Raw genomic sequence first — 24,020 nt, 5'->3', positions numbered from 1 at the left:
TGGCTCAACGGCTGCGCTTAGCGTGACGCTCCCAGTTTTCCTGTTTTGCCTGCGCGGTTTTACGTAATGCCACATAGCATGCCCCGCTGCCGCCGTGATGCGGCAAAGCGGCGCAGTAGGCCTGGACGTCATCAAATTCTGTCAGCCAGCGCGCCACATAGCTGCGAACAATATTGGCATGAGCGTTATCGTCACGCCCCTTACCGTGTATCACCAGCACATTACGTAATCCATCTTGCTGTGCCTGCAGAATAAAACTGAATAGCATCTGGCGGCATGTTTCTACGGGCTGGCGGATGAGATTAAGGCTCGCCTGCTGCGGATATTTTCCGGTTCGCAGTTTGTCAGTCACGCCGTGCTGTAAACCTTCGCGACGAAACTCAAGCGGCTCGTTCAACGGGATAATATCGAGAAACCCCGTCGTGAGAAAGTTATCCAGTTGAAGCGTATCGATACGCGCCGGAGTGCGGATATTACGCGTTGGCTGCCAGTGTACATCGGCGCAGCCCTTCAGTGGTTGGACATCCCCCATAGCATCCAGAAACAGCGAAGCATCATCAAGATTCATGTTTCTTCCTCCAGCGAATTACGACGAGCATTATCATAACCGCGCACTATTATACCGACAACGGTTTACGATTATTTCCAATAATTCACCTGGCTCGCTCCGCTGAAAAGATCTACTCACGACATACAGATATCCGTTTTTAGGGGTATAGCTGCAACTGTTGCTGCCGTGATAATGTGTAACCTCGCCTGAACGCTGTAATGAGAGAAACGGATGCTGAACTTACTGGAAGACACCATCGACACGCCGCTGGGCCCGCTGTGGGTTATTTGTGATGAGCAATTTCGCCTGCGCGCGGTGGAATGGGATCAGCACCGCGATCGCATGGAACAATTGCTGGATATTCATTACCGCACAGAAGGTTATCAGCGTATTACAGCCAAAAACCCTGGCGGATTAAGCGATAAACTGTCGGAGTATTTTGCCGGGAATCTCAGCATTATTGACACGCTGGAAACGGCAACGGCTGGCACGCCTTTCCAGCGTGAAGTCTGGCAAGTATTACGCACTATCCCGTGTGGGCAAGTCATGCACTATGGTCAACTGGCCGAACAGTTAGGGCGCCCCGGTGCAGCAAGAGCCGTCGGTGCGGCCAATGGCGCCAACCCGGTAAGCATTGTGGTCCCCTGCCATCGCGTCATTGGGCGTAACGGCACCATGACTGGATATGCTGGCGGCGTGCAGCGAAAAGAGTGGTTATTGCGTCACGAAGGTTATTTGCTACTCTAGATTCCAGGCAATTAATGCCTTATTCGTCACACTTTCGCATAATGTGACCACAAATTTAATGCGGTTAATCAAAGAGTTACAAACATTCATTCCGGTTATACCTGAATTATTCTCTATTGGGAGTAGCTCAGGCTTACGTGCTCACCAAAAAGATGTTAAAATTGACAAATATCAATTACGGCTTGAGCAGACCTATGATCCCGGAAAAGCGAATTATACGGCGCATTCAGTCTGGCGGTTGTGCTATCCATTGCCAGGATTGCAGCATCAGCCAGCTTTGCATCCCGTTCACACTTAACGAGCATGAGCTTGACCAGCTCGATAACATCATCGAGCGCAAAAAGCCTATCCAAAAGGGGCAAACGCTCTTTAAAGCAGGTGATGAACTTAAATCACTCTACGCTATCCGCTCCGGAACGATTAAAAGCTATACCATTACCGAACAAGGCGATGAGCAAATTACCGGCTTCCATCTGGCGGGTGATCTGGTCGGTTTTGACGCGATTGGCAGCGGACATCACCCGAGCTTTGCCCAGGCGCTGGAAACCTCAATGGTTTGCGAAATTCCTTTCGAAACCCTTGATGACCTGTCCGGAAAAATGCCGAATCTGCGTCAGCAGATGATGCGTCTGATGAGTGGCGAAATCAAAGGCGACCAGGATATGATCCTGCTGTTGTCGAAGAAAAATGCAGAAGAGCGCCTGGCGGCCTTTATCTACAACTTGTCTCGCCGCTTTGCCCAGCGCGGATTCTCGCCTCGTGAGTTCCGCCTGACCATGACCCGCGGCGACATCGGTAACTACCTGGGTCTGACGGTTGAAACCATCAGCCGCCTGTTGGGTCGTTTCCAGAAAAGCGGTATGCTGGCAGTGAAAGGCAAATACATAACTATTGAGAATAGCGACGCGCTGGCAGTTCTTGCTGGCCACACGCGTAACGTTGCGTAATCTTTCCGCAAGCATTTCTGTTATCCTTCTGTCAAATCGCTAAATTTTCCCGATTTATTGATCTGGCAGGAGGTTCTCCCCTGTTTCAATCCACATTATTGGGTTACTCTTTTAATTACAAACTGCGATGACAGTTGTAAGGAGACCCTGTATGGCTATGTATAAAAATATGCTGGTCGTCATCGATCCAAACCAGGACGATCAACCAGCATTACGGCGAGCTGTTTATTTGCATCAACGGATTGGTGGCAAAATTAAAGCCTTTTTGCCAATCTATGACTTTTCCTACGAGATGACTACCCTGCTGTCGCCCGATGAGCGTACGGCAATGCGTCAGGGGGTCATCAGCCAGCGAACAGCATGGATCCGTGAACAAGCAAAATACTACATCGAAGCAGGGATCCCTCTTGAAATTAAAGTGGTATGGCATAACCGTCCCTTTGAAGCCATCATCCAGGAAGTCATTAGCGCTCAGCATGACCTGGTCCTCAAAATGGCACACCAACACGACCGCCTCGAAGCCGTAATTTTCACGCCTACCGACTGGCATTTATTGCGCAAATGTCCAAGCCCGGTATGGATGGTTAAAGATCAGCCATGGCCTGAAGAGGGTAAAGCGCTGGTTGCGGTGAACCTCGCCAGTGAAGAGCCTTATCACAACGCGCTCAATGAAAAACTGGTCAAAGAGACGCTGCAACTAGCAGAACAGGTTAACCATACTGAAGTGCATCTGGTTGGCGCCTACCCTGTTACGCCAATCAATATCGCAATTGAACTACCTGAGTTTGACCCCAGCGTTTATAACGACGCGATCCGTGGACAGCATCTGCTGGCCATGAAGGCGTTGCGCCAGAAATTCAGTATCGATGAGAAAGTGACGCACGTTGAAAAAGGATTGCCTGAAGAGGTCATTCCTGATTTAGCCGAGCACTTGCAGGCGGGTATTGTAGTACTGGGTACCGTCGGTCGTACCGGTATTTCTGCCGCGTTCCTTGGTAACACCGCTGAACAGGTTATCGATCACCTACGCTGCGACCTGCTGGTCATCAAGCCGGATGAATATCAGACGCCAGTTGAACTGGATGATGAAGAAGACGATTAACCACACAACTCAATGCCGGATGGCGATCTCATCCGGCATAACAAACGCTTAGTGTTGCTCCTCGCCGCCGAGGAAATAGATTCCCAGCGGGATAGCCAACAGAATCGTAAACACCATGCTGTAGACACAAATCATTGCCGATTGAATGGCGTACATTGAAGCGGTCCAGTCGGATAGGGGAATGTCATACTGTTCAATCACACCACCGATCGTCGCTCGCGTCACGACCGACGCTGCGATAATAAACACCCCAAGCAGGCACAACAGAAACTTCCGTCCCTTCGCTGTCTTCAGCTTAGCCATGATCATAGTACTGTCCTTTTGCAGATGAAAACCTTGTTACTTTGCGCTAACAATACCATGACATCAACTGACTGTCTGCTACATAAACCGCTTTCAGGGTGGATACCAGCGCTATTTCGCCGAAAATAGCGCTAATTGCATTATATATCTCCCCTATGGATTAATGATCTGACCGCCAGAACTGAGTAAAATATTCGAGGATTAGGATATCAGAAGATATTTCACTACCACGGAGCTGTTGGAAGAATCATGATCGCTGAACTGTTTATAAATAATGCGTTTAATTTGACGGTAATTCTCAGCTGCTGTGCCGCGCTGGTTCTGATGAGCGTCTGGTATCATCGTGGAGAGCGTCGCTGCAAAGGATTCATATTTCATGCCGCGCAATTTCTTGTCTATGCCATTATCATCGGGACGTTAGGCAGTATTGCTAATAACGTTATCGAAAATTACAGCCTGAAATTTATCTCCTCCAGCGTGGTCGACTTTATCTGCACCTCATTGATTGCGCTGATCCTTACCATCAAACTTTTTCTGGTAATTAATCAGTTTGAAAAGACGCAGATTAATAAAGGCAGAGATATCACCAGCGCGAGGATCCTGTCGCGCATCATCAAAATTACCATCGTGGTTGCCATCATTTTGCTGTATGGCGAACATTTCGGTATGAGCTTATCCGGCCTATTAACCTTCGGCGGCATCGGCGGTATCGCTGTAGGTATGGCAGGCAAAGACATTCTGAGCAACTTTTTCTCAGGGATTATGCTCTACTTCGACAGACCCTTTAGCATCGGCGACTGGATCCGCTCCCCGGACCGCAATATTGAAGGTACAGTTACGGAAATCGGCTGGCGAATGACCAAAATAAACACCTTCGATCATCGTCCGTTATATGTCCCAAACTCGATTTTCTCCTCTATCAGCGTAGAAAACCCAGGAAGGATGACGAACCGCCGCATCAAAACGGTGATCGGGTTACGATATGAAGATGCTGATAAAGTCAGTGCCGTTGTCGAGTCGGTCAGAGAAATGCTGCAAAACCATCCGGGAATAGACCAGAAACAAACCCTGTTGGTTTATTTTAATGAATTCGCCGACTCATCGCTGAATATCATGGTGTATTGCTTCACGAAAACCACCGTGTGGCAGGAATGGCTTGCGGTACAGCAGGACGTTTATTTAAAGATTATTTCGATAGTCAAGGCACACGACGCCGACTTTGCGTTCCCCAGCCAGACGCTGTATATGGATAATCCTGAAGTATCGCCATCGACACACTAACAAAAGAAAAGGCGCGGAAATCCGCGTCTTTTTTCTGCACTTATTTCAATGAGGCAATATCAATGACAAAGCAGTACCAGCGCCAGCGTTGGAATATACGGATTCAGGTCATGTAGATACAGGACTGTATCAATAATCAGCTCAAAGTGATTCACTTCGGGCATCGGATTCTTTACCTGCAGAACGCGTGCCCCGCACAGCTCAGGGGAGCAGGTTGTACTCAGTGTCGCTTACCGGTTCAAGCCACTCGTTCGATGCGCCAGCTGCCGGGATTTCCACAGCGATATGGGCAAACCAGCTATCACGCGCAGCACCGTGCCAGTGTTTCATTCCCGCCGGGATGTGTACGACATCACCAGTTTTCAGTTCGCGCGCCGGTTGATTCCACGCCTGATACCAGCCTCTGCCGCCGGTCACCAGCAAGATTTGTCCCCCTTGATGATGGATATGCCAGAAGTTACGACAGCCCGGCTCAAATGCTACGTTACCAATGACCACGCCTTCCATGGAGAGCATGGTCAGATAGCTGTCGCCAGTGAAATATTTCGCATACGCTTCATTTTTCTCTCCGCGAGGAAAGACGCTGTTACCATCAAATTGTTGACTCATAATCTCCGCGCCGGCGCTGGAGACGGTATTCCGTTGATTTTGCATTTCGACTCTCCAAAACGGTGGCAGCACGCGCCACCGATGCTGAAAACTATAAAAATTATAGAGACTCGACAGGCGGGTGATTAGAGGTGAAAAGAAGGACAACCTTATGAATCATGCTCATCAATAGTCGGTAACAGGTACAACGTTTCTACTGGAGATGGCGTGAAGCCTTAGGCCACAATTTCAATCAAATTGCCGTCAGGATCGCGTATCACCGCTTCGTAATAGCCATCACCGGTGGTGCGCGGGTCAGAAACTAATATCCCCTGTTCTTTTGCACGCATCGCCATGGCATCAACGTTTTCACTGCCGCCAACTGAAATGGCGAGATGCACCCAGCCTGAGGTGTTATTGTTGGGAGCATGTTTTGTCAGTCCAGGCTTAGTCATTAACTCAATCGCGATATCCTCACCAATTTTGACAAAATAGGATTCAAATCCTGGATTGGTTTTACTGCAGTATTTTTCGTTGATCTTTGCGTCAAAAAACGTGACCCAGAATTGAGCTTGTTGCTCAAGATCCCGTGTCCATAACGCCATATGCGCAACCTTCATAGCTAACCTCTTCTTGTTGTATCCAAACAATAGGTTCCCTAAAGGGATGTTGACATCGTGAACCATAATGCACAATTATGCTTGTTATTGCTCGATGTTTATTCCACTGGAGTATTGATGCTCGATTACGCAGCATTCCCTGAACAGCGCCAGGCGCTTATCTATCAGATCTTGCAGGAAAACGGCAGAGTCATCTGTTCCGAACTCGCCAGCAGGTTAGGCGTTTCGGAACATACAATCCGCCGCGACCTGCATGAACTGAGTAAAGATGGCGTGTGTAAAAAAGTCTATGGCGGCGCGGTCATTGCACTCCCTGAATCCGAAGACATCACCGTGCGCAAGAGTATTAATGTGGCGAAAAAGAGCAACATCGCGCAGAGATGCGCCCGGATGGTCAAATCCGGAAGCTGCATTTTTATCGACACGGGCAGTACTAATCTGGCGATGGCTGAAGCCCTACCCGCCGAGCTGGCGTTAACCGTGGTAACAAATTCCCCGGAGATTGCCGCCGTTTTACTAAAAAAACCACTGTTTGATGTCATTATGCTGGGCGGCACGGTGCAACGATCTTCTGGAGGGTGCGTGGGTGCCACCGCTATCTCGCAGGTGCAGGGCATTTTATTCGATCAGGGTTTTATTGGCGGCTGCGCGATGTCGCCTGAATCCGGCTTAACCGGATTTGATTACGCGGATTGTGAGTTCAAAAAAGCGGTGATCAAACAGTGTAATGAAACTATTGTCGCGCTGACGGCTGAAAAGATCCCGGCCGTCGCCCGTTATGTTGTTACCGAAAGCAGCAATATCGATGTAATTGTCGTCGAGGAAAATATCAGCAAAGAGTATGCCACGGCGTTTCAGGCGCACGACATTCGTATTTATACAGTGTAACCCATTCTATTGGGTGATACTTTTCCATTGCTTTTATGAGCCACCTTCTCCACAGCCTTGTCTGTTCGGGAAATCGCCAATGCAACGTCCCGAACATGCCAGCGATATCAGTGCTTCACAATATACATTGTACGACTATAAGCCACATCTTCAGGGTTAGTAATCGGATACCCTTTCAGCCACGGTTTAATTAAACGCCCGTTGGTGTACTGATAAATCGGCGCAATGGGAGCCTGTTCCATCAGAATGTTCTCCGCGGCGTTATAATCAGCATTGCGCGCTTTCTGCGTATTCTCCAGGGTTGCCTGGGTCAACACTTTATCGTACGCCGGATTATTAAAGCGGGAGATATTGCCCGTATGGGTTGATGTTAATAGCGACAGGAACGTAGATGGCTCATTGTAATCGCCCACCCACGAGGCGCGGATCACATCAAAATTACCGGTATTGCGGCTATCGATATAAGTTTTCCACTCCTGGTTTTGCAGTTTCACGTCAACGCCGAGATTTTTCTTCCACATAGACGCGACAGCAATAGCAATCTTCTGATGATTTTCAGAGGTGTTATACAGCAGCGTCAGTTTAAGTGGTTTCTGTGGACCATAGCCCGCCGCACGCAGCAGCGTTTTCGCCTGCGCGTTCAGCTCTTCCTGACTCATTTGCTCAAACGGTGAAGGTTCCGGCACAAACCCTGCCGTTACATCCGGCGTAAAATGCCATGCGGGCTTTTCGCCGGTACCCAGAACTTTCTCCGCCATCAGGCGACGATCGATAGTCATGCTGAGCGCCAGGCGCACGCGTGAGTCGGCAGTCGGTCCCTTCTGGGTATTAAAGGCATAGTAGTAAGTGCCAAGCTGCGGCGGGGTGTAAACCTGGCCCGGGATGTCCTTCAACAGTTTCTGATACATGTTTTTCGGGAACGACTCGGTAATATCGATATCACCAGCAAGATAGCGCTTGGTCGCTGCCGATTCCTGGTTAATAGGCAGGAAGGTGACTTTTTGCAGCACCGTTTTGGCGTTGTCCCAATAATGCGTGTTCGGCACAACGTCCAGTTTTTCGTTCACCACGCGATCTTTGAGCACATAAGCGCCGTTACCAATTAGATTGCCTGGTTTGGTCCAATCTTTACCGCTCTCAACGTTAGCTTTTTGTACCGGATAGAAAGCAAAACTCGCCGTCAGATTAGCAAACCAGGGCAGCGGTTTATCCAGTTGGACCTTCAATGTACGCGCATCGATCGCGCTAACGCCGAGCTTATCTGGCGAGGCTTTTCCATCGATGATCGCCTGTGCGTTGTTAATACCCGCCAGCGCAGCAAACCAGGCAAACGGCGACAGCGTTTTCGGGTCAACCAGACGCTGCCAGCTATAGACAAAATCCTGCGCCGTTACCGGCGTACCATCTGCCCATTGCGCATTATCGCGCAGCGTAAACGTCCAGATACGGTTATCGTTGCTTTTCCACTGAGTGGCAACACCGGGCACAATCTCGCCCTTCTCATTCTGGTTGACCAGCCCTTCAAATAAATCACGAATAACCTGAATTTCAGGAAGCCCGACGGCCTTTGCCGGATCCAATGACGCCGGTTCGTCTTTGATATGACGCACCAGTTCTTGTTTTTCTGCCAGTACCGTTCCGCTGGGAACATCAGCAGCCCAGGATAATGAAATGCTGCTTACCAATAGCGCACAACAGGTTACTGAAACAGAATGCTGCATAAAATACCCTCAATTCCGGCTACTAAGTGAATGTGTAATTATTTGTATCGCCAGCAGGAAATGCAATTAACTTTCGACAAGGAAATAATATTACATCTGAAAAGATAAGTGTGTGAAAACGATTTGATTATCCATACATTTTGCACAACACTGCGAGTAACAATCCACGCATTCAGAGATGACTATGACCGTTACCCGACCCCGTGCCGAGCGCGGCGCATTCCCACCTGGAACCGAACATTACGGACGTTCATTATTAGGCGCGCCGCTAATCTGGTTTCCCGCAATGGCGGCCGATCGCGAAAGCGGTCTGATACTGGCAGGAACGCACGGCGACGAAAACGCATCGGTCGTCACCCTTTCCTGCGCATTGCGTACGCTTAACCCTTCCTTACGTCGTCACCATGTGGTGCTGGCGGTTAACCCTGACGGTTGCCAGCTCGGGCTGCGCGCAAATGCGAACGGAGTGGATCTAAACCGTAACTTTCCCGCTGCCAACTGGAAAGCGGGTGAAACGGTGTATCGCTGGAACAGCAGCGCAGAAGAACGCGATGTGGTGTTGTTGACCGGCGAAAATCCGGGCTCAGAACCAGAAACCCAGGCGCTGTGCCAGCTTATTCACCGAATTCATCCTGCGTGGGTGGTCTCTTTTCACGATCCGCTGGCCTGTATTGAAGATCCCAGGCGCAGCGAATTAGGCGCGTGGCTGGCGCAGTCGTTTGAATTACCTCTCGTCACCAGCGTAGGTTATGAAACGCCCGGCTCATTTGGAAGCTGGTGCGCAGACCTGAACTTACACTGTATAACCGCCGAATTTCCGCCCATCTCTTCAGATGAAGCGAGCGAGAAATACCTGCTGGCCATGTCCAATCTCCTGCGCTGGCACCCTAGAGATGAAGTTGTCCGGTCGTAAAATGCAGGCCCGGCTCCGCGTCGCTGGCAAGCCAGGTAGGGCCATCAAGATCGGCAAAGTTAACCTGCGGCGTAAGCGGTAACGCCGCCCCAATCGCCCGGGAAGTACACAACATGCAGCCCAGCATTAGCGCAAATCCCTGCTCGCGGGCTTCGGTTGCCAGCGCCAGCGCCTCCGTCAGGCCGCCTGTTTTATCCAGTTTGATATTGACCATTTCATAGCGCCCGTGCAGCGCTTTCAGGCTGCTGCGGGTGTGGCAGCTTTCATCTGCGCAGATCGGCAGCGGATGCACAAAATTTTCCAATGCGGCATCGTCCTGCGCTGGCAGCGGCTGCTCAAGCATCGCCACCCCTAAATCAGCCAGAAGCTGGCAGCGTGCCGCCAGACCTTCTGCCCGCCAGGATTCATTGGCGTCGACAATAATCGTGGCATCAGGGACTGCTGCACGAATAGCAACCATCCGCTCGCTAATCAAGCGCGCATCCAGTTTAACTTTTAGCAGTTTCGCGCCATTTTCCCACAGTGCAGCCGCACTCACCGCCATTTGTTCCGGCGTGCCAATTACCACGGTTTGCGCCGTCGTCACCACTTCAGCCAGCTCACTTCCCACCAACTCTGCCAGTGACAGTTGCTGTTGACGCGCACTCAGATCCCATAACGCGCAGTCCACAGCATTACGCGCGGCTCCCGCTGGCAGCAGCTTTTGCAGCTCTTCACGCGTCAGTCCATTTTCCAGTTGTGGGGCAATGCTCATAATTTGCGCCAGCACTGAGGCATCGCTTTCACCATAGCGCGGGTACGGTGTGCACTCGCCGATACCCGTGACGCCGTTTTCTGCCACTTCAACCACCACCACATGCGCTTCGGTTCTGCTCCCACGGGCAATAACAAAGGGAGTGTGCAGCGGCCAGGCTTCCTCATACACCTTAACTGTTCTCATTTGCTTTCCTTAATGCAGTCCCTGAAGCGGATATCCGCAAATAGCGTTTGCCGTGTTAACTGCTGATGGCATAAACTAGCCTCGACGTTAACTATATGTAAACAGGAAGATAACCATGTCACAAACCGTTCATTTCCAGGGCAACCCGGTTACAGTTGCCGGCTCAATTCCTCAGGCTGGAAGCAAAGCTCAGGCTTTTACCCTTGTGGCTAAAGACCTGTCTGACGTTACGCTGGGCCAGTTCGCAGGCAAGCGCAAAGTGCTGAATATTTTCCCAAGCATCGATACCGGCGTTTGTGCGGCATCGGTACGTAAGTTTAACCAACTGGCGACAGAAATCGACAATACCGTCGTACTGTGCATTTCGGCCGACCTGCCATTCGCCCATTCACGTTTTTGCGGCGCGGAAGGTCTGAGCAACGTTATCACGCTGTCCACCCTGCGCAACGCAGAATTTCTGAAAAACTACGGCGTAGAAATCGCTGAAGGCCCACTGAAAGGTCTGGCCGCACGTGCCGTGGTCGTTATTGATGAAAATGACAACGTCGTTTTCAGCCAACTGGTCAATGAAATCACCAACGAACCAGACTACACTGCTGCGCTGGACGTACTGAAAGCTTAAGCCACGTCTGCATACAAAAATGCCTCCGCAGGGAGGCATTTTCATTTACCGCGTTACTCTTCGCTTTTTTTCTGCTGGCTCAGGCCGTATTCGCGCAATTTGTTGGCAATCGCGGTGTGCGAAACGCCGAGGCGCTTGGCCAGTTTGCGCGTGCTGGGATAATTCATATAAAGCTGCGTCAGCACAGAGCGTTCAAAGCGGCTGGTAATTTCATCCAGCGATCCTTCCATCACCTCTTCTCCGACCGCAACCGTTGCCGCATCGTAATCCGGCAGTAAAATATCCTGCGGCCGCAGCTCATAGCCTTCAAGCTGGGTCAGCGCCCGGTAGATGGCATTTTTAAGCTGGCGCACGTTGCCCGGCCAACCGTAGCGGGTTAACACCGTGCTGAGATCGGCAGACAACTTCGGACGCGGCACGCCCTGCTCGTCGGCGAAGCGTGCCACAAACAGTTCGGTAAGCGGCATAATATCCTGCGGGCAATCGCGTAGCGGCGGCAGATTTAGCGTCAGTACATTCAGACGATAATAGAGATCTTCACGGAAAAGCCCTTTCTGCACCATTTCCACAAGGTTCTTTTGCGTCGCGCAAATCACGCGGACATCAACATGAACTTCGTGATCTTCTCCCACGCGGCGGAACGTGCCGTCATTGAGAAAACGCAGCAATTTGGTCTGCATACGCGGCGACATTTCACCAATTTCATCTAACAGAACCGAGCCGCCATTCGCCTGCTCAAAGAAGCCTTTTTTGCCTTCCGGGGCATGGCCAAACAGCTCACTTTCGACCGCATCCTCAGGAATTGACGCGCAGTTCAGCGCCAGATACGGCTTCGACGCACGCGGGCTTGCCAGGTGGCAGGCATGGGCAAAGAGATCTTTGCCGGTGCCGGTATTACCGGTAATCAGCAGCGGCGCACTCAGTGTCGCCAACTTACGCGCCTGTTCCACTACGTGTTTCATTTTGGCGCTGACGGCAATAATCTGGCTAAACGCGCTCAGATCCTGCGTAGTCATATTTTGCAGCTGACGCCCCATCCGGATGGTGGAGCGCAGCATGACAACAGCACCAGTCAGCATCTGCTCCTGATTTTCACCCTGCAAATGGACAGGCGTAATCTCCATCAGGAAGTTCTGTCCGTTAATTACGACATGCTCGCTATGAGAATCCTGCGGATTGCTTTCGAGCCAGCGCTGGAAGTTAAACCCATTGATTAACTGGGCGGCGGTATGATTGCGCATCCGATCCTGAGTGTGCGCGAAAAGCTGACAGCTCGCAGGGTTCGCCATCTCGATTTTGCTTTTCATATCCAGAGAAAGGACCGGTTCTGGTAACGCCTCAAGCAGCGCGCTCAACGCAAGATGTTCTCGTTCGGAAGGCATCCAGGGCACGGTACGCACATCCGTAACCCCTGAAATACGGCGGATTTCAGCCATCAGACTACTGAAGTTGGTGAACTCCAGTTCCGCAAAATTGAGGTAAATCCGCCCGATGGGGTCAATCTCGATACCGCGTAAATCAATGCTTCTCAGCACCAGTAAATCGAGCAATTCGCGGGTCAGACCAAGTCGGTCTTCACAAAAGACTTCCAAACGCATAGGAACCTTCACCTGGACAAGGGATTATGTATTAAATGATAAGACAGTATTGGGTTTGCAGGAAGAACTCTGTCAACAAATATTGACAGCTCGCTGGAAAATCAGGCGCCGGGACGTAAAGTTAAACGACTGGCGCCCAATTTTTAGCTAACTTTCGCGCGGAGATTTGTTCTTTTGTAAGGTTTCTTTCACCTGACCAATCAGTTGACGGCGAAAATCGCCCAGTCGTGGCTTATCGTCATCGATCCACGGTAGCGGTCGGCAAAGTTCCATGGCTTTAATACCCAGACGCGCCGTTAATAACCCCGCGCCAATACCCTGCGCGGCACGCGTCGATAAGCGGGCGGCTAAATCCTGCGACATCCAGTCCATTCCCACTTCCCGCACCAGCTCACTGGCCCCGGCAAAAGCGATATTTAGCAGCACCAGGCGGAACAAACGCAGGCGGCTGTAATAACCGAGTTCAATGCCATACAGCGATGCGATGCGATTAATCAGCCGCAGGTTTCGCCAGGCAATAAACGCCATATCCACCAATGCCAGCGGACTGACGGCAATCATCAGCGTGGACTCCGCCGCTGAACGGCTAATCTCACGTCGGGCCTGCGCGTCCAGCACCGGCTGCACAAGATGGGCATACAGGCTGACGACTTCGCGATCGTTCTGCGTTTCATGAATTGAGGCATACCAGCGCTGTAGCGCCGGATGGGACTGATCGATACCCGCCTGCTGCGCCAGCTTTTCACAAAATGCACGACCTTTTCCAGTTCCATGGCTGTGGAGCAGATCACGCGCTTCATCGCGCTCGTGCGCACGCTGGCGCAAACGCCATAGCCGACGCCACTCGGTCGCAACCGATCCGACACCTGCGCCGATAATCAATGCGCCAGCGGCACATCCTCCCAGCGCGACCCAGTCCTGAGTCTGCCAGGCATTCATGGTCCATTGTACGCCCTGAGCGACAACGCTCGCGCCAAACAGCGCCAACCCGCCCATCACCATTTTGCGCCACAAACTGCGTTTGGGGCGTAGGGCCGCATCAATGACGGCCTCAGCCTGACCTTCGTCTTGCAGAGGTTCATCCACTGTCGCCGGAGAAAAAGTCTGCGCCTCTGTTTCGTTGAACATCTGCTGCGCTTTAAACGCCGCGTTTTGTTCCACGTCCAGCGGACCTGAGAAATCGATACGCGGTTTTAACGGCTCGCTCATCGCAATTTATCTCCTATTAAAAACTCCATCGCGGCATCAAGACGAATATGCGGTAAGGGTTTATCAACATCCATAACCTGCGGGCGAAACGCCTCAAACTGAAAGCCCTGGCTGTCCCAGAATGCTTGTCCAGGTAAACGCGCGGGCACTTCCCCCGGATAAACGGTTAGCGGTTCACCATCGCTCAGACGATGACCACGCAGCGCCGGGATCTTTTCGCCTTTCACATCGATCAGGCCGCTGGTGGTTGCCTGTACTGATGCCAGTCCCAGACAATCCATGCTGATACCTTCGAACGCAGCGTTTTGCCAGGCGTCCTGGATCAACTGCTGCAATAACGACACCATATTGGCGTGCTGATCGACCGTTACATGGTCGGCTTTGGTGGCGGCAAACAGCAGTTTGTCGATCACCGGAGAAAACAGCCGACGAAACAGCGTACGCTGTCCGTAATGGAAGCTTTGCATCAGTTGGGTGAGCGCCAGACGCATGTCATTAAACGCCTGTGGCCCGCTGTTGAGCGGTTGCAGACAATCGACCAGCACAATCTGACGGTCAAAGCGCAGGAAGTGATTCTTATAAAATCCCTTCACGACTTTTTCACAGTAATAATTAAACCTGTCGCGCAGCATGCCTGCATTGGTGTGTTTGTCTGCCTGCGCCAGCTTCGATTCCCCCCAGGCATCAACGTCCGGCCACGGGAAGAACTGCAGCGCAGGAGCGCCCGCCATATCTCCGGGCAGAACAAAACGGCCCGGCTGAATAAAATGCAGTCCCTGCTGCTTGCACTGGTGCAGATACTCCGTCCAGGCGGCAGCGATTTCCGCCAGACGGTTTTCATCAGCAGGCGCCAGCGGATCCAACCCCTGGCATAACTGCCGCCATCTTGCCGACCATTCGCCCCGCTGTCCCTGTAATAATCCGGTCATTTGCCGCGACCAGCTGAGATAATCCTGGGCCAGCATCGGTAAATCGAGCAGCCACTCCCCCGGATAATCGACGATTTCCAGGTACAGCGTGGAGGTGTCTTTAAAGTGGCGCAGCAATGAATCATTGGATTTGTAGCGCAGCGCGAGGCGTATTTCACTCACGCCGCGCGTAGGTGTCGGCCAGGTCGGCGGTGAGCCATACAGCTGCGCCAGTCCCTCATCATAGGTAAAGCGCGGAATACCAAAATCGCGTTGTGGAACCCGTTTAACGCCGAGCAGACGCTCTTCGCGCACGCAACTGAGCAACGGCAGACGCGCACCGGCATGAATATTGAGTAACTGGTTTACCATCGCGGTAATAAACGCTGTCTTACCGCTACGGCTAAGTCCGGTGACAGCCAGGCGCAAATGCCGGTCTACGCCGCGATTAACCAGCGAATTGAGTTCATTTTTAAGTCGCTTCATCGCCATCCCGTTTTGCTGAAGGAACCGAAGAAATTATAACAAACAGGAAGTAAAGATAGGGGTCAATTCTTACTTATCAACTACCTGAGCTGTAACAGGCGGCATTATTCTTACCGCCTGGAGCAGAAGGAATGCGAGCGGTTTATTGATTCTCTACTTTAGGAAGCGCTATCTGATTGATGCCACCTTCGTTGGTCACCTGCGTGTAGCCCATTTCCGTCAACATATCCTTCGCCTGCCCCGATTGACGCCCGGAGTTGCAGTACAGCTTCACGGTGTCGGTCTTATCAGGAACTTCAGCAGCGATACGCGCCTTCATCTCTTTTAATGGAATGTTGACCGCCCCCTGAATATGCTGCTGTTGATACTGTTCAGGAACGCGAACATCAATCCAGTGCTCGGCTGCAAAAACCGGCATGCCGATGACCAGTACCAACGCTAATACGCCTTTTTTCAACATAATATCTTCCTGACTGAGAGTTGGATTTAACCAACACACTATACGCCAGTTCTTAAGAAAATATTGCGACCGCATTATCACCCTCTGCACCCGTGGACGAGACTTCGTCTGGTTGCGCATACTGCGGTTAGTTTTTAGATTTTTCTGCCCGCATTCCGATATTGTTGTCATTCGCCAATTAACTCCATAATATGTTCGCCATTGACTCTCGGACGGAGCTTGGGATCTATGTCTCCTACCATTTATGATATTGCACGAGCCGCTGGCGTATCAAAATCCACGGTGTCGCGCGTGCTTAATAAGCAAACCAATATCTCGCCGGAAGCGCTTGAAAAAGTGCTGCGTGCTATTGATGAGTTACAGTACCAGCCCAATAAACTTGCCCGCGCACTCACCTCTTCCGGGTTTGATGCAATAATGGTGATATCTACCCGTTCAGCAAAAACAACCGCCGGTAATCCGTTTTTCTCTGAAGTGCTGCATGCTATTACTGCCAAGGCTGAAGAGGTCGGTTTTGATGTCATATTACAGACGTCGCGAAGCACTGAAGATGATTTACAAAAATGTGAGAGCAAAATTAAGCAGAAATTGATCAAAGGTATCATTATGCTGAGTTCTCCCGCCGATGAATCTTTTTTTGCAAGGCTGGATAAATACAACGTACCGGTTGTGGTTATTGGAAAGGTTGAAGGCGATTACGCCAATGTCTATTCTGTAGACACAGATAATTATCGTGACAGCATTACGCTAACTGATGCGCTGATTGAGAGTGGACACCGTAATATAGCCTGTTTGCACGCGCCGCTTGATGTTCATGTTTCTATCGATCGCGTTAACGGATATAAAGCCAGCCTTCAGGCGCATAATATTAAAATGCGCGATGAATGGATTGTTGACGGGGGCTATACCCATGAAACAGCCCTGCTTGCTTCACGAAAATTACTGAGTCAGCAGCCGTTACCCGACGCCGTATTTGCCACCGACAGCTTGAAATTAATGAGCTTATATCGCGTGGCGGCTGAGAAAAATATAACCATCCCACAACAACTTGCCGTTGTGGGCTACAGTAATGAGCTGTTGTCTTTTATGCTCACGCCCGTTCCTGGGGGAATTGATGTGCCTACCCAGCAGTTGGGTGAACAAAGCTGTAATTTATTATTTAACCTGATTGCGGGCGAGAAAGGATTACAAAATATCACGGTGAGCACACAAATATCGCTGGCCGACTCACTGGTGTAAAAACTGGGGCATAAATGCCCCAGTATATTTTAGAATGCGTAGTTCACGCCTATACCAGCATAATGGAATCTGTCGCTTTCGCCTTCGTCGTGATCTTCCCACTCATAGGCATACTCCAGTGACATTGATAAACCATTCTGGAAATCATATGCATACAGTAAACCGAGACGATTGAAATTATGGCCTTCACGTTCCGGATCATCTCGCCAGTCCCAGTTTGACCAGCGATCAAGCCCCAGACGGGTATACGGCGTCAGGGTGGTATTGCCTAAAGACAACGGTAAATATGCACGAATTTCCTGGGTTGAGAACTCACCATTATTGCGCGAATCAGCCAGATTAAAGCCGCGCTCAAGGTAATAGTTGACCGTTAAGCCCACCGTTTCGTTAAACCTGTAATTCAGACCGGTCTCGCTTTCGACACGACTATCGGAGTAGCCAGTAGTATTCAAATCATTAACGAATTGATACATCGACAGCCAACCGCTAAAGCGCAGGTCGTCGGTCAGTTTAACATCCCAGTCCGGCTGAACTTTCCAACGCTGCATATTAGCGGTGTCGTTTCCTGGTTCATTGACATAGTGATAACCGTAATTACGGAAGCCACCGGTCAAACCGAAATTAACATCCTCACTTTCCAGAAATTGATAGCGAATTTCCAGTTCCGGACGATCAAACCAGGTACCACGCTTACCTTCGCTGTAATCAACCGGTCCTTCCTGATAATAGGCCAGCGATATTTTCCATGGCCCATTAGATGCGTTGAAATAGACGGACGGCTCAGCCAGTCCATCCATATCTTCGCCCTGACCTTCAACGTTTTCTATTTCGTACATAGCACCAATATTAAAGTGCCAGTCATTATTTTCAGCAGCCTGCGCGCAGGCCATTCCTGCGCTCATAATCAGCGCAGTAGCGGACAGTAGGGTTTTCATTATTATTCCTTGTTAAAATACTCGCAAAAATGCCCCAAGGCTTGGGGGGATTTATCCCCCCGGAATTTTATTGAATAGCCACTTCAGTTTCAGCATCAAAGAAATGGCATTTCGCCATATCAAAATGAATAGTGATATTTTCTCCTGCATGATAATCATTCACTGCCCCAGCACGGACCACCAACTCATGCCCCCCAACAATGGTATAAAGCATAAATTCAGCGCCGGTTAATTCTGCAACGCTAATTTTTGCCGATATACTATTTTCATTATTAAGCTGCGGGTGTATATCTTCAGGACGAATTCCCAGAGTGACCGCCTGATGTTCATAACCCTGCGCTTTTAATTGTGCTAATTTATTTTGCGGAATCGTTAATTTCAGTGTTTCAGTAACAAACTTATCACCATCAATCGCGCCACGAATAAAGTTCATGGCCGGTGAACCAATAAATCCGGCGACAAACATATTAGCCGGGTGGTTATAAACCGTTTTCGGCGCACCAACCTGCTGAACGATGCCATCTTTCATAATCACAATACGCGTCGCCATAGTCATGGCTTCGGTTTGATCGTGGGTAACATAGATCATGGTGGTATTGAGTTTCTGATGCAGTTTGCTAATTTCAGCCCGCATCTGAACGCGAAGTTTGGCATCGAGATTCGATAAGGGTTCATCCATCAGGAAGACCCCCGCTTCACGTACAATCGCACGCCCCAGCGCCACACGCTGACGCTGACCACCGGATAACGCGCCGGGTTTACGCTGCAGATAATCGCGCAGACCAAGGATCTGCGCCGCCCAGTTGACACGCTCCTCAATCACAGCAGGCGCTATTTTCTGCATTTTCAGACCAAACGCCATGTTGTCATAGACGGTCATGTGTGGGTACAACGCGTAGTTCTGAAAAACCATCGCAATGTTGCGTGATTTCGCCGGCACATCGTTCATCCGTTTACCGTCAATCAGCAGATCGCCGCCGCTGATCTCCTCCAGACCGGCGATCATGCGTAACGTAGTTGACTTCCCGCAGCCGGAAGGTCCAACAAAAACAATAAACTCTTTATCTTCAATTTCCAGATTGAAGTCTTTAACGACGTGTACCTGGTTGTCGTAAATTTTTTGAATGTGTTGCAACGAAAGCTGTGCCATGTTGAATCCTTTACTTGTCGTGTTGCCAGAAAGCCGATAAGCACGGCCACGTCAGAAATTCGGTTGCCGGAAGCAGCAAGTCTGCCCCATTCAGCCCTTTACCGATGCCGACAGAAAGCATGCCGCAGGCGTTGATTGCATCAATTCCCGCTTGTGCATCTTCTATGCCAATACATTGTTGCGGGTCAACGCCAAGACCCGTGCAGGCTGCCAGGAAAATTTCCGGATCCGGTTTCGAGCGGGTTATCAATGCCGCATCCGCACAAAAATCAAAGCAAGAGCTAAGATTAAGCGCTTGTAAAATAGCGGGGGCATTGCGCGACACAGAGGCCAACCCCACCGGAATCCGTTCTTCCCGCAACGTCATCAACAGCTCACGTATTCCCGGTAATACCGAGTTAACCGTCAGCTGGCGCAAAGAATGGACATACAGTCTGTTTTTTCTCTCTGCCAATTGTGCGCAGGCCTCGGGAGAAAACGCCCCCGCCTTCCCACCATGGTGCAAAATACGCTGTAGTGATTCGCCGCGACTAATCCCTTTCAGGCTGTCATTAAATGCTTCGTCGATCACAATCCCTATTTCATCGGCTACCTGCCGCCAGGCCAGAAAATGCAGATGCGCGGTATCGGTAATCACGCCATCCAAATCAAAAATGATGGCCTGTGGTTTGAGTATCATTCATCGCCCCTTTCTGTGGTAGCGGTCCCATAAGTGGGCGAAATAATGGCGTCATTGCGGATTACGGTATCCCCCTGCACGGAGACCTTTTCACCATTGACCCAAAGGACAATCTGTTCAGTGCTGTTAATACGGATTTCAGCCGCATTAATGATTACCTGCATATCGATGCCCTGCCAGCGCAGCGGGAAAGACAGCGTTTGCCAATGAGTTGGTAAGGCAGGAGCAAGGTGTAACTCCCCGTGGCGAATATTCACGCCGGCAAAACCCTGGATTGCACCCAGCCAGATGGCGCCCGTTGCCGCTGCATGAATGCCGTCATCGCAGCTATGTGGGTCCTCCCCGAGATCGATAAGCGATCCTTCACGCCAAAACCGATAGCCCTGTGCCGGATCACCGCAACGCGCTGCCACAATCCCGTGGATCGCTTTACTCAACGAGGAGTCATGAATTGTGCGTGGCTCGTAAAAGCGCAGGTTTGCCAGACAGGTTTGCGGGCAAAATTGCTCCGGTAACATGTAGGTCAGCATCACCACATCGGCCTGTTTGAGAATTTGCATCTCATTGACTTCTGCACGGGAGTAATCGAGCAAAATCGTCTGCTTGCCCGCGTTGGCTTTGTACTGTGACAGATCGATAGCCGGTTTGCTCAGGAAGGTATCATCCTGAGGTAGCACACCATCGGGCTGAATTTGCGGTCGCCAGAGATGCTGTAAAAAATACTCTGCGCGGTGAATAAACGTCTCATCACCGCAGCCCAACCGACGGGCAAAGCCCAGCGCCTGTTCCACGTTGTACCAGGCCATGTAGTTGGTGAACGCGTTGTTGTTCACATGCTCAGTGTATTCATCCGGGCCAATCACATCGTGGATCTCTAAACGATCATTAACCATGACCGCCCTGCTGATCCAGAACTTCGCCGTTTCCAGCAGCAGCGTCATTCCCTCACGGGACATGAAGTTTAGATCCCCTGAGGCATGCCAGTAATTGATTACCGCCCAGGCAATATCCGCCACGAGGTGATGTTCAGCCTGCGCCGAGGCCACTTTCTGACGCAGTCCGGTACGGATGTTGATCGCCGCAAATTCAGGCGTTTCCTCATCACCGCTGCGAGCGCTTTCCCACGGGAAAAGCGCTCCCTGCCAACCGTTACGGCGGGCTTTCTCACGCGCCCCCGACAGATTATGCCAGCGATAACGCAACAAACTTCTCGCGGTTTTCGGCTCGGTAAAGAGATGAAACGGTAACAGAAAGACCTCGGTATCCCAGAATATGTGGCCTTTATACCCTTCCCCCGTCAGACCTTTGGCCGCAATACTGCTGCGCTCATCGTGGTCAGGAGTCATCACACGCAGATGATAGAGCGCATAGTCCAGCGCTCGCTGATCGCTGGCATCAGTGCTGGTGACCTGAACGCGACGATTTTGCCACCAGGCATGCCAGTTAGCAGCCGACTCAGCCAGCAGAGCGTCATAGCCCTGCTGCGCGCATACTTCCAGGTTGCGCAGCGACTGGCGTCCCCAGGTCTCAAGCGACAGGCTGCGTTCGCTCGCCCAGTCTACCCAGCTAATTTTTGTCAGCGTGACGCGCTGTCCGGCTTTCGCCTGCACGCTGTTGTGTTGTAACAACCGACGTTCTTTCGCAGTGAAGCAGCGCTGCGCTGCACCGTCTACATCGCAATACGTGGTGATAGCGATATCATTGCGGTTGTCCTGGGTGGTGTAAATCCCTTGCATAAGATGCTGGCCAAAGACCCGGACCTGCGTTTCATCCAAATGCTGACGACCATGATTGGTCATCGTGGCGTCAATTCCGGTCGAGATACCAATGCTGGCATCGCCATCCAGTGGCGTGACGACAACTTCCATAGCAAATAGCGGCAGTTTTTGTGCCGAGACAAATCGCCGGCTCTCAATGGCAAAACGCGCCCCGCCAGACGCACGCCAGGTAAGCGCGCGGCGTAATTCCCCACTGGCAAAATCCAGTTCACGTTGCCAGCTTTCGATAACGCCGCTGGTGAGCGAGAAAATCTCACCATTGAGTGAAATCTCCACCCCAACCACATCAGGCAGATTAACCAGTTCATTAATCTCGCCTTTCCCTGCCCGGTGATACAGTCCTGCAAGGTACATGCCGCGAGTTTGTAAGGTGTAGGCTTCCTCGTGGCTGGCGCGAATCCCCATATAACCGTTACCGGTCGTCATGAGGGACGCATATTTATTCAGGTTGTGTGGGCAAAAAGCCGGTTCAGTTAGCATTACTGGCCTCGTCATAAGTCTACGTAGGTCCCTGTTTCAGCCGATTGATACAGTGCGGCAACCAGTTGTTGAATAACGACGCCTTGCTCTGCGTCAGCAATAGTGACAGGCTCGCCCTGGACATGATTCACAAAAGCTTCCATGCTGCGATAATGTCGATTGTCATCGGCCATTTCACGCTGAAGCAGTACGTCAAGCGTACCCTCACGATCGGTATAAACCTGGGCCGGGAATAACGTCGCCCCTGCCAGATCGCCGCAGAAATTAACGTTCATAATCGATTGTTCCGGGATATTCAGCGCGAAAGAGGTTTCCAGTCGCAGGATACCGCCGTTATGAAATTCAATCGTCCCGAACAGAGAATCCTCCACGGTATACGTCTCGGGATCCCATTTCCCAAACTGGCCGCTGTTTTTACGCGTGCCAATGCGTTGATAACTGTGTGCGTTAACACGCTTTACTGCCGGAAACCCCAGCACATACATGGCGGCATCAAGCATATGGATGCCGAGATCAATCAGCGGCCCGCCGCCCTGCAGTTCTTTGTTGGTAAATACCCCCCAGCCGGGCACGCCGCAGCGGCGCAAAGCGCGGACATTGGTGACATAGATTTCACCCAGCACACCGGCCATCACCTGCTCACGAAGCAGCTGCGTATCCAGTGCGAAACGATGATGAAAATCATAAGCCAGAACTTTCCCCATTCGACGCGCCGTGTTACACATTTCCAGCGCCTCGGCTGGCGTCATCGCCGGAGGTTTCTCACACATCACATGGCATCCGGCGTTCAGCGCCAACATGGTGTGTTCATAATGAAAACGATTGGGTGAACAGATGCTGACGATATCTGGCTTAGCCTCGCGTAGCATCGTCTGAGAATCGTCCCAAACCTGCGGATTGCCGTATTTCTCTGCCAACGCCTGCGCCTGTGACAGGCGGCTGTCACAGACAGCCACCAGTTCCAGATCGTTGCGGGTGCAGTAGTACGAAGCATGAACTTTATCCGCCACCTGCCCGGCGCCGATAATGGCGATGCGTAGCGGAGAGCTTGTCAGTGCACTTTTCACAGAAATCCTCTTAGCAGGTACGCAGCCAGGCCAGTGACTGACGGTACGCTTCCGGCAGGTTCTCTGCCCGTACACGCCCTTCGTACACGACGTAACCCTGATAATTATCTTCACGCAACTGGTCAAACAGCGCAGTGAAATCCAGCGTACCGCTCCCCGGCTGATAACGGTGGTTATCCGCAATATGGACGTGTCCCAGCAGATCGCGATTGTCATGCAGCGCCTGAGCCATATCGTCTTCTTCGATATTCATATGGTAAAAATCACCAATGATTTGCACATGCTTCAGGTTGTTTTCCACGATATAGCGACGGGCATCTGCCAGGGTGTTGATCATATGATCCTGATAGCGATTGAGCGGTTCCAGATACACCACCGTCCCCGTACGCTCGGCAACTTTATCGAGATAAATCAATGAATCACTTACTGCTTTACGATCGCCCGCCAGGCTGCGCGGAGAGGTCATCGGCGGTAAGCGGAAGGTAAACATGCCCCATGCAGCGGGTACAATAATGCCCTGCCCACCGACTTCGGCCAGCGCTTCGAGAATGCGGGTAATCTGCTGTAAGCCATTCAAACGACGCTCTTCGATAAAATCACCGATCCAACCGTCATATCCTCCACAGGCGGTGGTGACGGGCAGGCCTGTTTCTTTGATTGCTGTTTTCACTTCTGCCAGGTTGTTAACCAGCAGCTTGCCGTCAATTTCAAAACCGTCAAACCCCATCTCTTTGATGTAACGGAATTTCTCGAGAATATTTTCCGGAAAAAAAGCCTGGTTCTGTGTTCCAATTTTCATCTTCTGCATT

General features: G+C 51.1%; 24 protein-coding genes. 8 read left to right on the top strand and 16 right to left on the bottom strand.

Annotation, left to right across the window (positions count from 1 at the left end):
- Positions 1 to 4: 4 nt before the first annotated feature.
- Complete coding sequence (gene smrA, locus HV352_RS10970) at positions 5 to 568, bottom strand: DNA endonuclease SmrA (RefSeq protein WP_016153202.1); 564 nt, start codon at positions 566 to 568, stop codon at positions 5 to 7.
- Between the two features lie 213 nt (positions 569 to 781).
- Between smrA and ogt the strand changes: the two genes are divergently transcribed.
- The 3 genes from ogt to uspE all read left to right on the top strand — a co-directional run bounded on the left by ogt (position 782) and on the right by uspE (position 3,346).
- Positions 782 to 1,297: a methylated-DNA--[protein]-cysteine S-methyltransferase gene (gene ogt, locus HV352_RS10965; RefSeq protein WP_103928244.1), complete on the top strand. Its 516-nt coding sequence runs from the start codon at positions 782 to 784 to the stop codon at positions 1,295 to 1,297.
- A gap of 194 nt (positions 1,298 to 1,491) precedes the next feature.
- The gene (gene fnr, locus HV352_RS10960) at positions 1,492 to 2,244 is read left to right on the top strand and encodes a fumarate/nitrate reduction transcriptional regulator Fnr (RefSeq protein WP_003020397.1); all 753 of its coding nucleotides are present in this window, start codon (positions 1,492 to 1,494) and stop codon (positions 2,242 to 2,244) included.
- 151 nt (positions 2,245 to 2,395) lie between these two features.
- Positions 2,396 to 3,346, top strand: coding sequence for a universal stress protein UspE (uspE, locus tag HV352_RS10955; RefSeq protein ID WP_016153204.1), 951 nt, complete (start codon positions 2,396 to 2,398; stop codon positions 3,344 to 3,346).
- Positions 3,347 to 3,394: 48 nt separating this feature from the next.
- Here the strand turns inward: uspE and HV352_RS10950 are convergent, their stop codons facing one another.
- Positions 3,395 to 3,655, bottom strand: coding sequence for a DUF2534 family protein (locus tag HV352_RS10950; RefSeq protein ID WP_003020403.1), 261 nt, complete (start codon positions 3,653 to 3,655; stop codon positions 3,395 to 3,397).
- 243 nt (positions 3,656 to 3,898) lie between these two features.
- On the opposite strand from HV352_RS10950, the gene HV352_RS10945 reads away from it, so the two are divergent.
- On the top strand, positions 3,899 to 4,930 hold the full coding sequence (locus HV352_RS10945; RefSeq protein WP_016153205.1) for a mechanosensitive ion channel family protein: 1,032 nt from the start codon (positions 3,899 to 3,901) through the stop codon (positions 4,928 to 4,930).
- Between the two features lie 201 nt (positions 4,931 to 5,131).
- Here the strand turns inward: HV352_RS10945 and HV352_RS10935 are convergent, their stop codons facing one another.
- Both HV352_RS10935 and HV352_RS10930 read right to left on the bottom strand, forming a co-directional pair.
- Positions 5,132 to 5,539, bottom strand: coding sequence for a cupin domain-containing protein (locus HV352_RS10935; RefSeq protein ID WP_029139554.1), 408 nt, complete (start codon positions 5,537 to 5,539; stop codon positions 5,132 to 5,134).
- A 215-nt stretch (positions 5,540 to 5,754) separates the two neighbouring features.
- Entirely contained in the window at positions 5,755 to 6,138 is a 384-nt protein-coding gene (locus HV352_RS10930; protein WP_047417311.1) for a VOC family protein, read from the bottom strand.
- A 117-nt stretch (positions 6,139 to 6,255) separates the two neighbouring features.
- Between HV352_RS10930 and HV352_RS10925 the strand changes: the two genes are divergently transcribed.
- Positions 6,256 to 7,026 (top strand): DeoR/GlpR family DNA-binding transcription regulator, encoded by a 771-nt coding sequence (locus HV352_RS10925; protein WP_016153208.1) that lies wholly within the window; start codon positions 6,256 to 6,258, stop codon positions 7,024 to 7,026.
- Positions 7,027 to 7,133: 107 nt separating this feature from the next.
- Here HV352_RS10925 and mppA read toward each other — a convergent pair whose 3' ends face one another.
- On the bottom strand, positions 7,134 to 8,747 hold the full coding sequence (gene mppA / locus HV352_RS10920) for a murein tripeptide ABC transporter substrate-binding protein MppA (RefSeq protein ID WP_016153209.1): 1,614 nt from the start codon (positions 8,745 to 8,747) through the stop codon (positions 7,134 to 7,136).
- A 184-nt stretch (positions 8,748 to 8,931) separates the two neighbouring features.
- Between mppA and mpaA the strand changes: the two genes are divergently transcribed.
- Entirely contained in the window at positions 8,932 to 9,660 is a 729-nt protein-coding gene (gene mpaA / locus HV352_RS10915; RefSeq protein WP_016153210.1) for a murein tripeptide amidase MpaA, read from the top strand.
- Here the strand turns inward: mpaA and ycjG are convergent.
- Positions 9,635 to 10,600 carry an L-Ala-D/L-Glu epimerase gene (gene ycjG / locus HV352_RS10910; RefSeq protein WP_019076858.1) on the bottom strand — a complete coding sequence of 322 codons (966 nt, stop codon included), beginning with the start codon at positions 10,598 to 10,600 and terminating at the stop codon, positions 9,635 to 9,637. The genes mpaA and ycjG overlap by 26 nt on opposite strands.
- Positions 10,601 to 10,715: 115 nt before the next feature.
- Between ycjG and tpx the strand changes: the two genes are divergently transcribed.
- Positions 10,716 to 11,222, top strand: coding sequence for a thiol peroxidase (tpx, locus tag HV352_RS10905; protein ID WP_016153212.1), 507 nt, complete (start codon positions 10,716 to 10,718; stop codon positions 11,220 to 11,222).
- Between the two features lie 53 nt (positions 11,223 to 11,275).
- Here the strand turns inward: tpx and tyrR are convergent, their stop codons facing one another.
- The 4 genes from tyrR to pspE all read right to left on the bottom strand — a co-directional run bounded on the left by tyrR (position 11,276) and on the right by pspE (position 15,883).
- Positions 11,276 to 12,820 (bottom strand): transcriptional regulator TyrR, encoded by a 1,545-nt coding sequence (tyrR, locus tag HV352_RS10900; RefSeq protein ID WP_016153213.1) that lies wholly within the window; start codon positions 12,818 to 12,820, stop codon positions 11,276 to 11,278.
- Between the two features lie 147 nt (positions 12,821 to 12,967).
- Positions 12,968 to 14,029, bottom strand: a complete 1,062-nt coding sequence (locus tag HV352_RS10895; RefSeq protein WP_016153214.1) for a YcjF family protein — start codon at positions 14,027 to 14,029, stop codon at positions 12,968 to 12,970.
- Complete coding sequence (locus HV352_RS10890; protein ID WP_016153215.1) at positions 14,026 to 15,423, bottom strand: YcjX family protein; 1,398 nt, start codon at positions 15,421 to 15,423, stop codon at positions 14,026 to 14,028. The genes HV352_RS10895 and HV352_RS10890 overlap by 4 nt, the downstream gene beginning before the upstream one ends.
- Before the next feature lie 142 nt (positions 15,424 to 15,565).
- The gene (pspE, locus tag HV352_RS10885) at positions 15,566 to 15,883 is read right to left on the bottom strand and encodes a thiosulfate sulfurtransferase PspE (RefSeq protein ID WP_103283784.1); all 318 of its coding nucleotides are present in this window, start codon (positions 15,881 to 15,883) and stop codon (positions 15,566 to 15,568) included.
- Positions 15,884 to 16,111: 228 nt separating this feature from the next.
- Here pspE and HV352_RS10880 point away from each other — a divergent pair, with 228 nt between their 5' ends.
- A complete protein-coding gene (locus tag HV352_RS10880) occupies positions 16,112 to 17,122 on the top strand; it encodes a LacI family DNA-binding transcriptional regulator (protein ID WP_016153217.1) in 1,011 nt (336 codons plus the stop codon).
- Between the two features lie 29 nt (positions 17,123 to 17,151).
- Here the strand turns inward: HV352_RS10880 and HV352_RS10875 are convergent, their stop codons facing one another.
- From HV352_RS10875 to HV352_RS10850, 6 genes are all read right to left on the bottom strand, one after another.
- A complete protein-coding gene (locus HV352_RS10875) occupies positions 17,152 to 18,057 on the bottom strand; it encodes an OmpG family monomeric porin (protein WP_016156630.1) in 906 nt (301 codons plus the stop codon).
- A 67-nt stretch (positions 18,058 to 18,124) separates the two neighbouring features.
- A complete protein-coding gene (locus tag HV352_RS10870) occupies positions 18,125 to 19,207 on the bottom strand; it encodes an ABC transporter ATP-binding protein (protein ID WP_016153219.1) in 1,083 nt (360 codons plus the stop codon).
- A 10-nt stretch (positions 19,208 to 19,217) separates the two neighbouring features.
- Positions 19,218 to 19,886: a beta-phosphoglucomutase gene (gene pgmB / locus HV352_RS10865; protein WP_181635417.1), complete on the bottom strand. Its 669-nt coding sequence runs from the start codon at positions 19,884 to 19,886 to the stop codon at positions 19,218 to 19,220.
- Positions 19,883 to 22,159, bottom strand: coding sequence for a glycoside hydrolase family 65 protein (locus HV352_RS10860; RefSeq protein ID WP_181635416.1), 2,277 nt, complete (start codon positions 22,157 to 22,159; stop codon positions 19,883 to 19,885). Before HV352_RS10860 ends, pgmB begins: the two co-directional genes overlap by 4 nt.
- Positions 22,156 to 23,211: a Gfo/Idh/MocA family oxidoreductase gene (locus tag HV352_RS10855; protein WP_137351997.1), complete on the bottom strand. Its 1,056-nt coding sequence runs from the start codon at positions 23,209 to 23,211 to the stop codon at positions 22,156 to 22,158. The genes HV352_RS10860 and HV352_RS10855 overlap by 4 nt, the downstream gene beginning before the upstream one ends.
- 10 nt (positions 23,212 to 23,221) lie before the next feature.
- Positions 23,222 to 24,010, bottom strand: a complete 789-nt coding sequence (locus tag HV352_RS10850; RefSeq protein ID WP_137351998.1) for a sugar phosphate isomerase/epimerase — start codon at positions 24,008 to 24,010, stop codon at positions 23,222 to 23,224.
- Between the last annotated feature and the right edge of the window lie 10 nt (positions 24,011 to 24,020).

Source organism: Citrobacter sp. RHBSTW-01044, from assembly GCF_013781945.1.
In the GTDB taxonomy this organism is placed as follows: Bacteria; Pseudomonadota; Gammaproteobacteria; order Enterobacterales; family Enterobacteriaceae; genus Citrobacter; species Citrobacter braakii.
The sequence above is the reverse complement of the archived record's forward strand: the minus strand, read 5'-3'. Positions and strand labels throughout refer to the sequence as shown.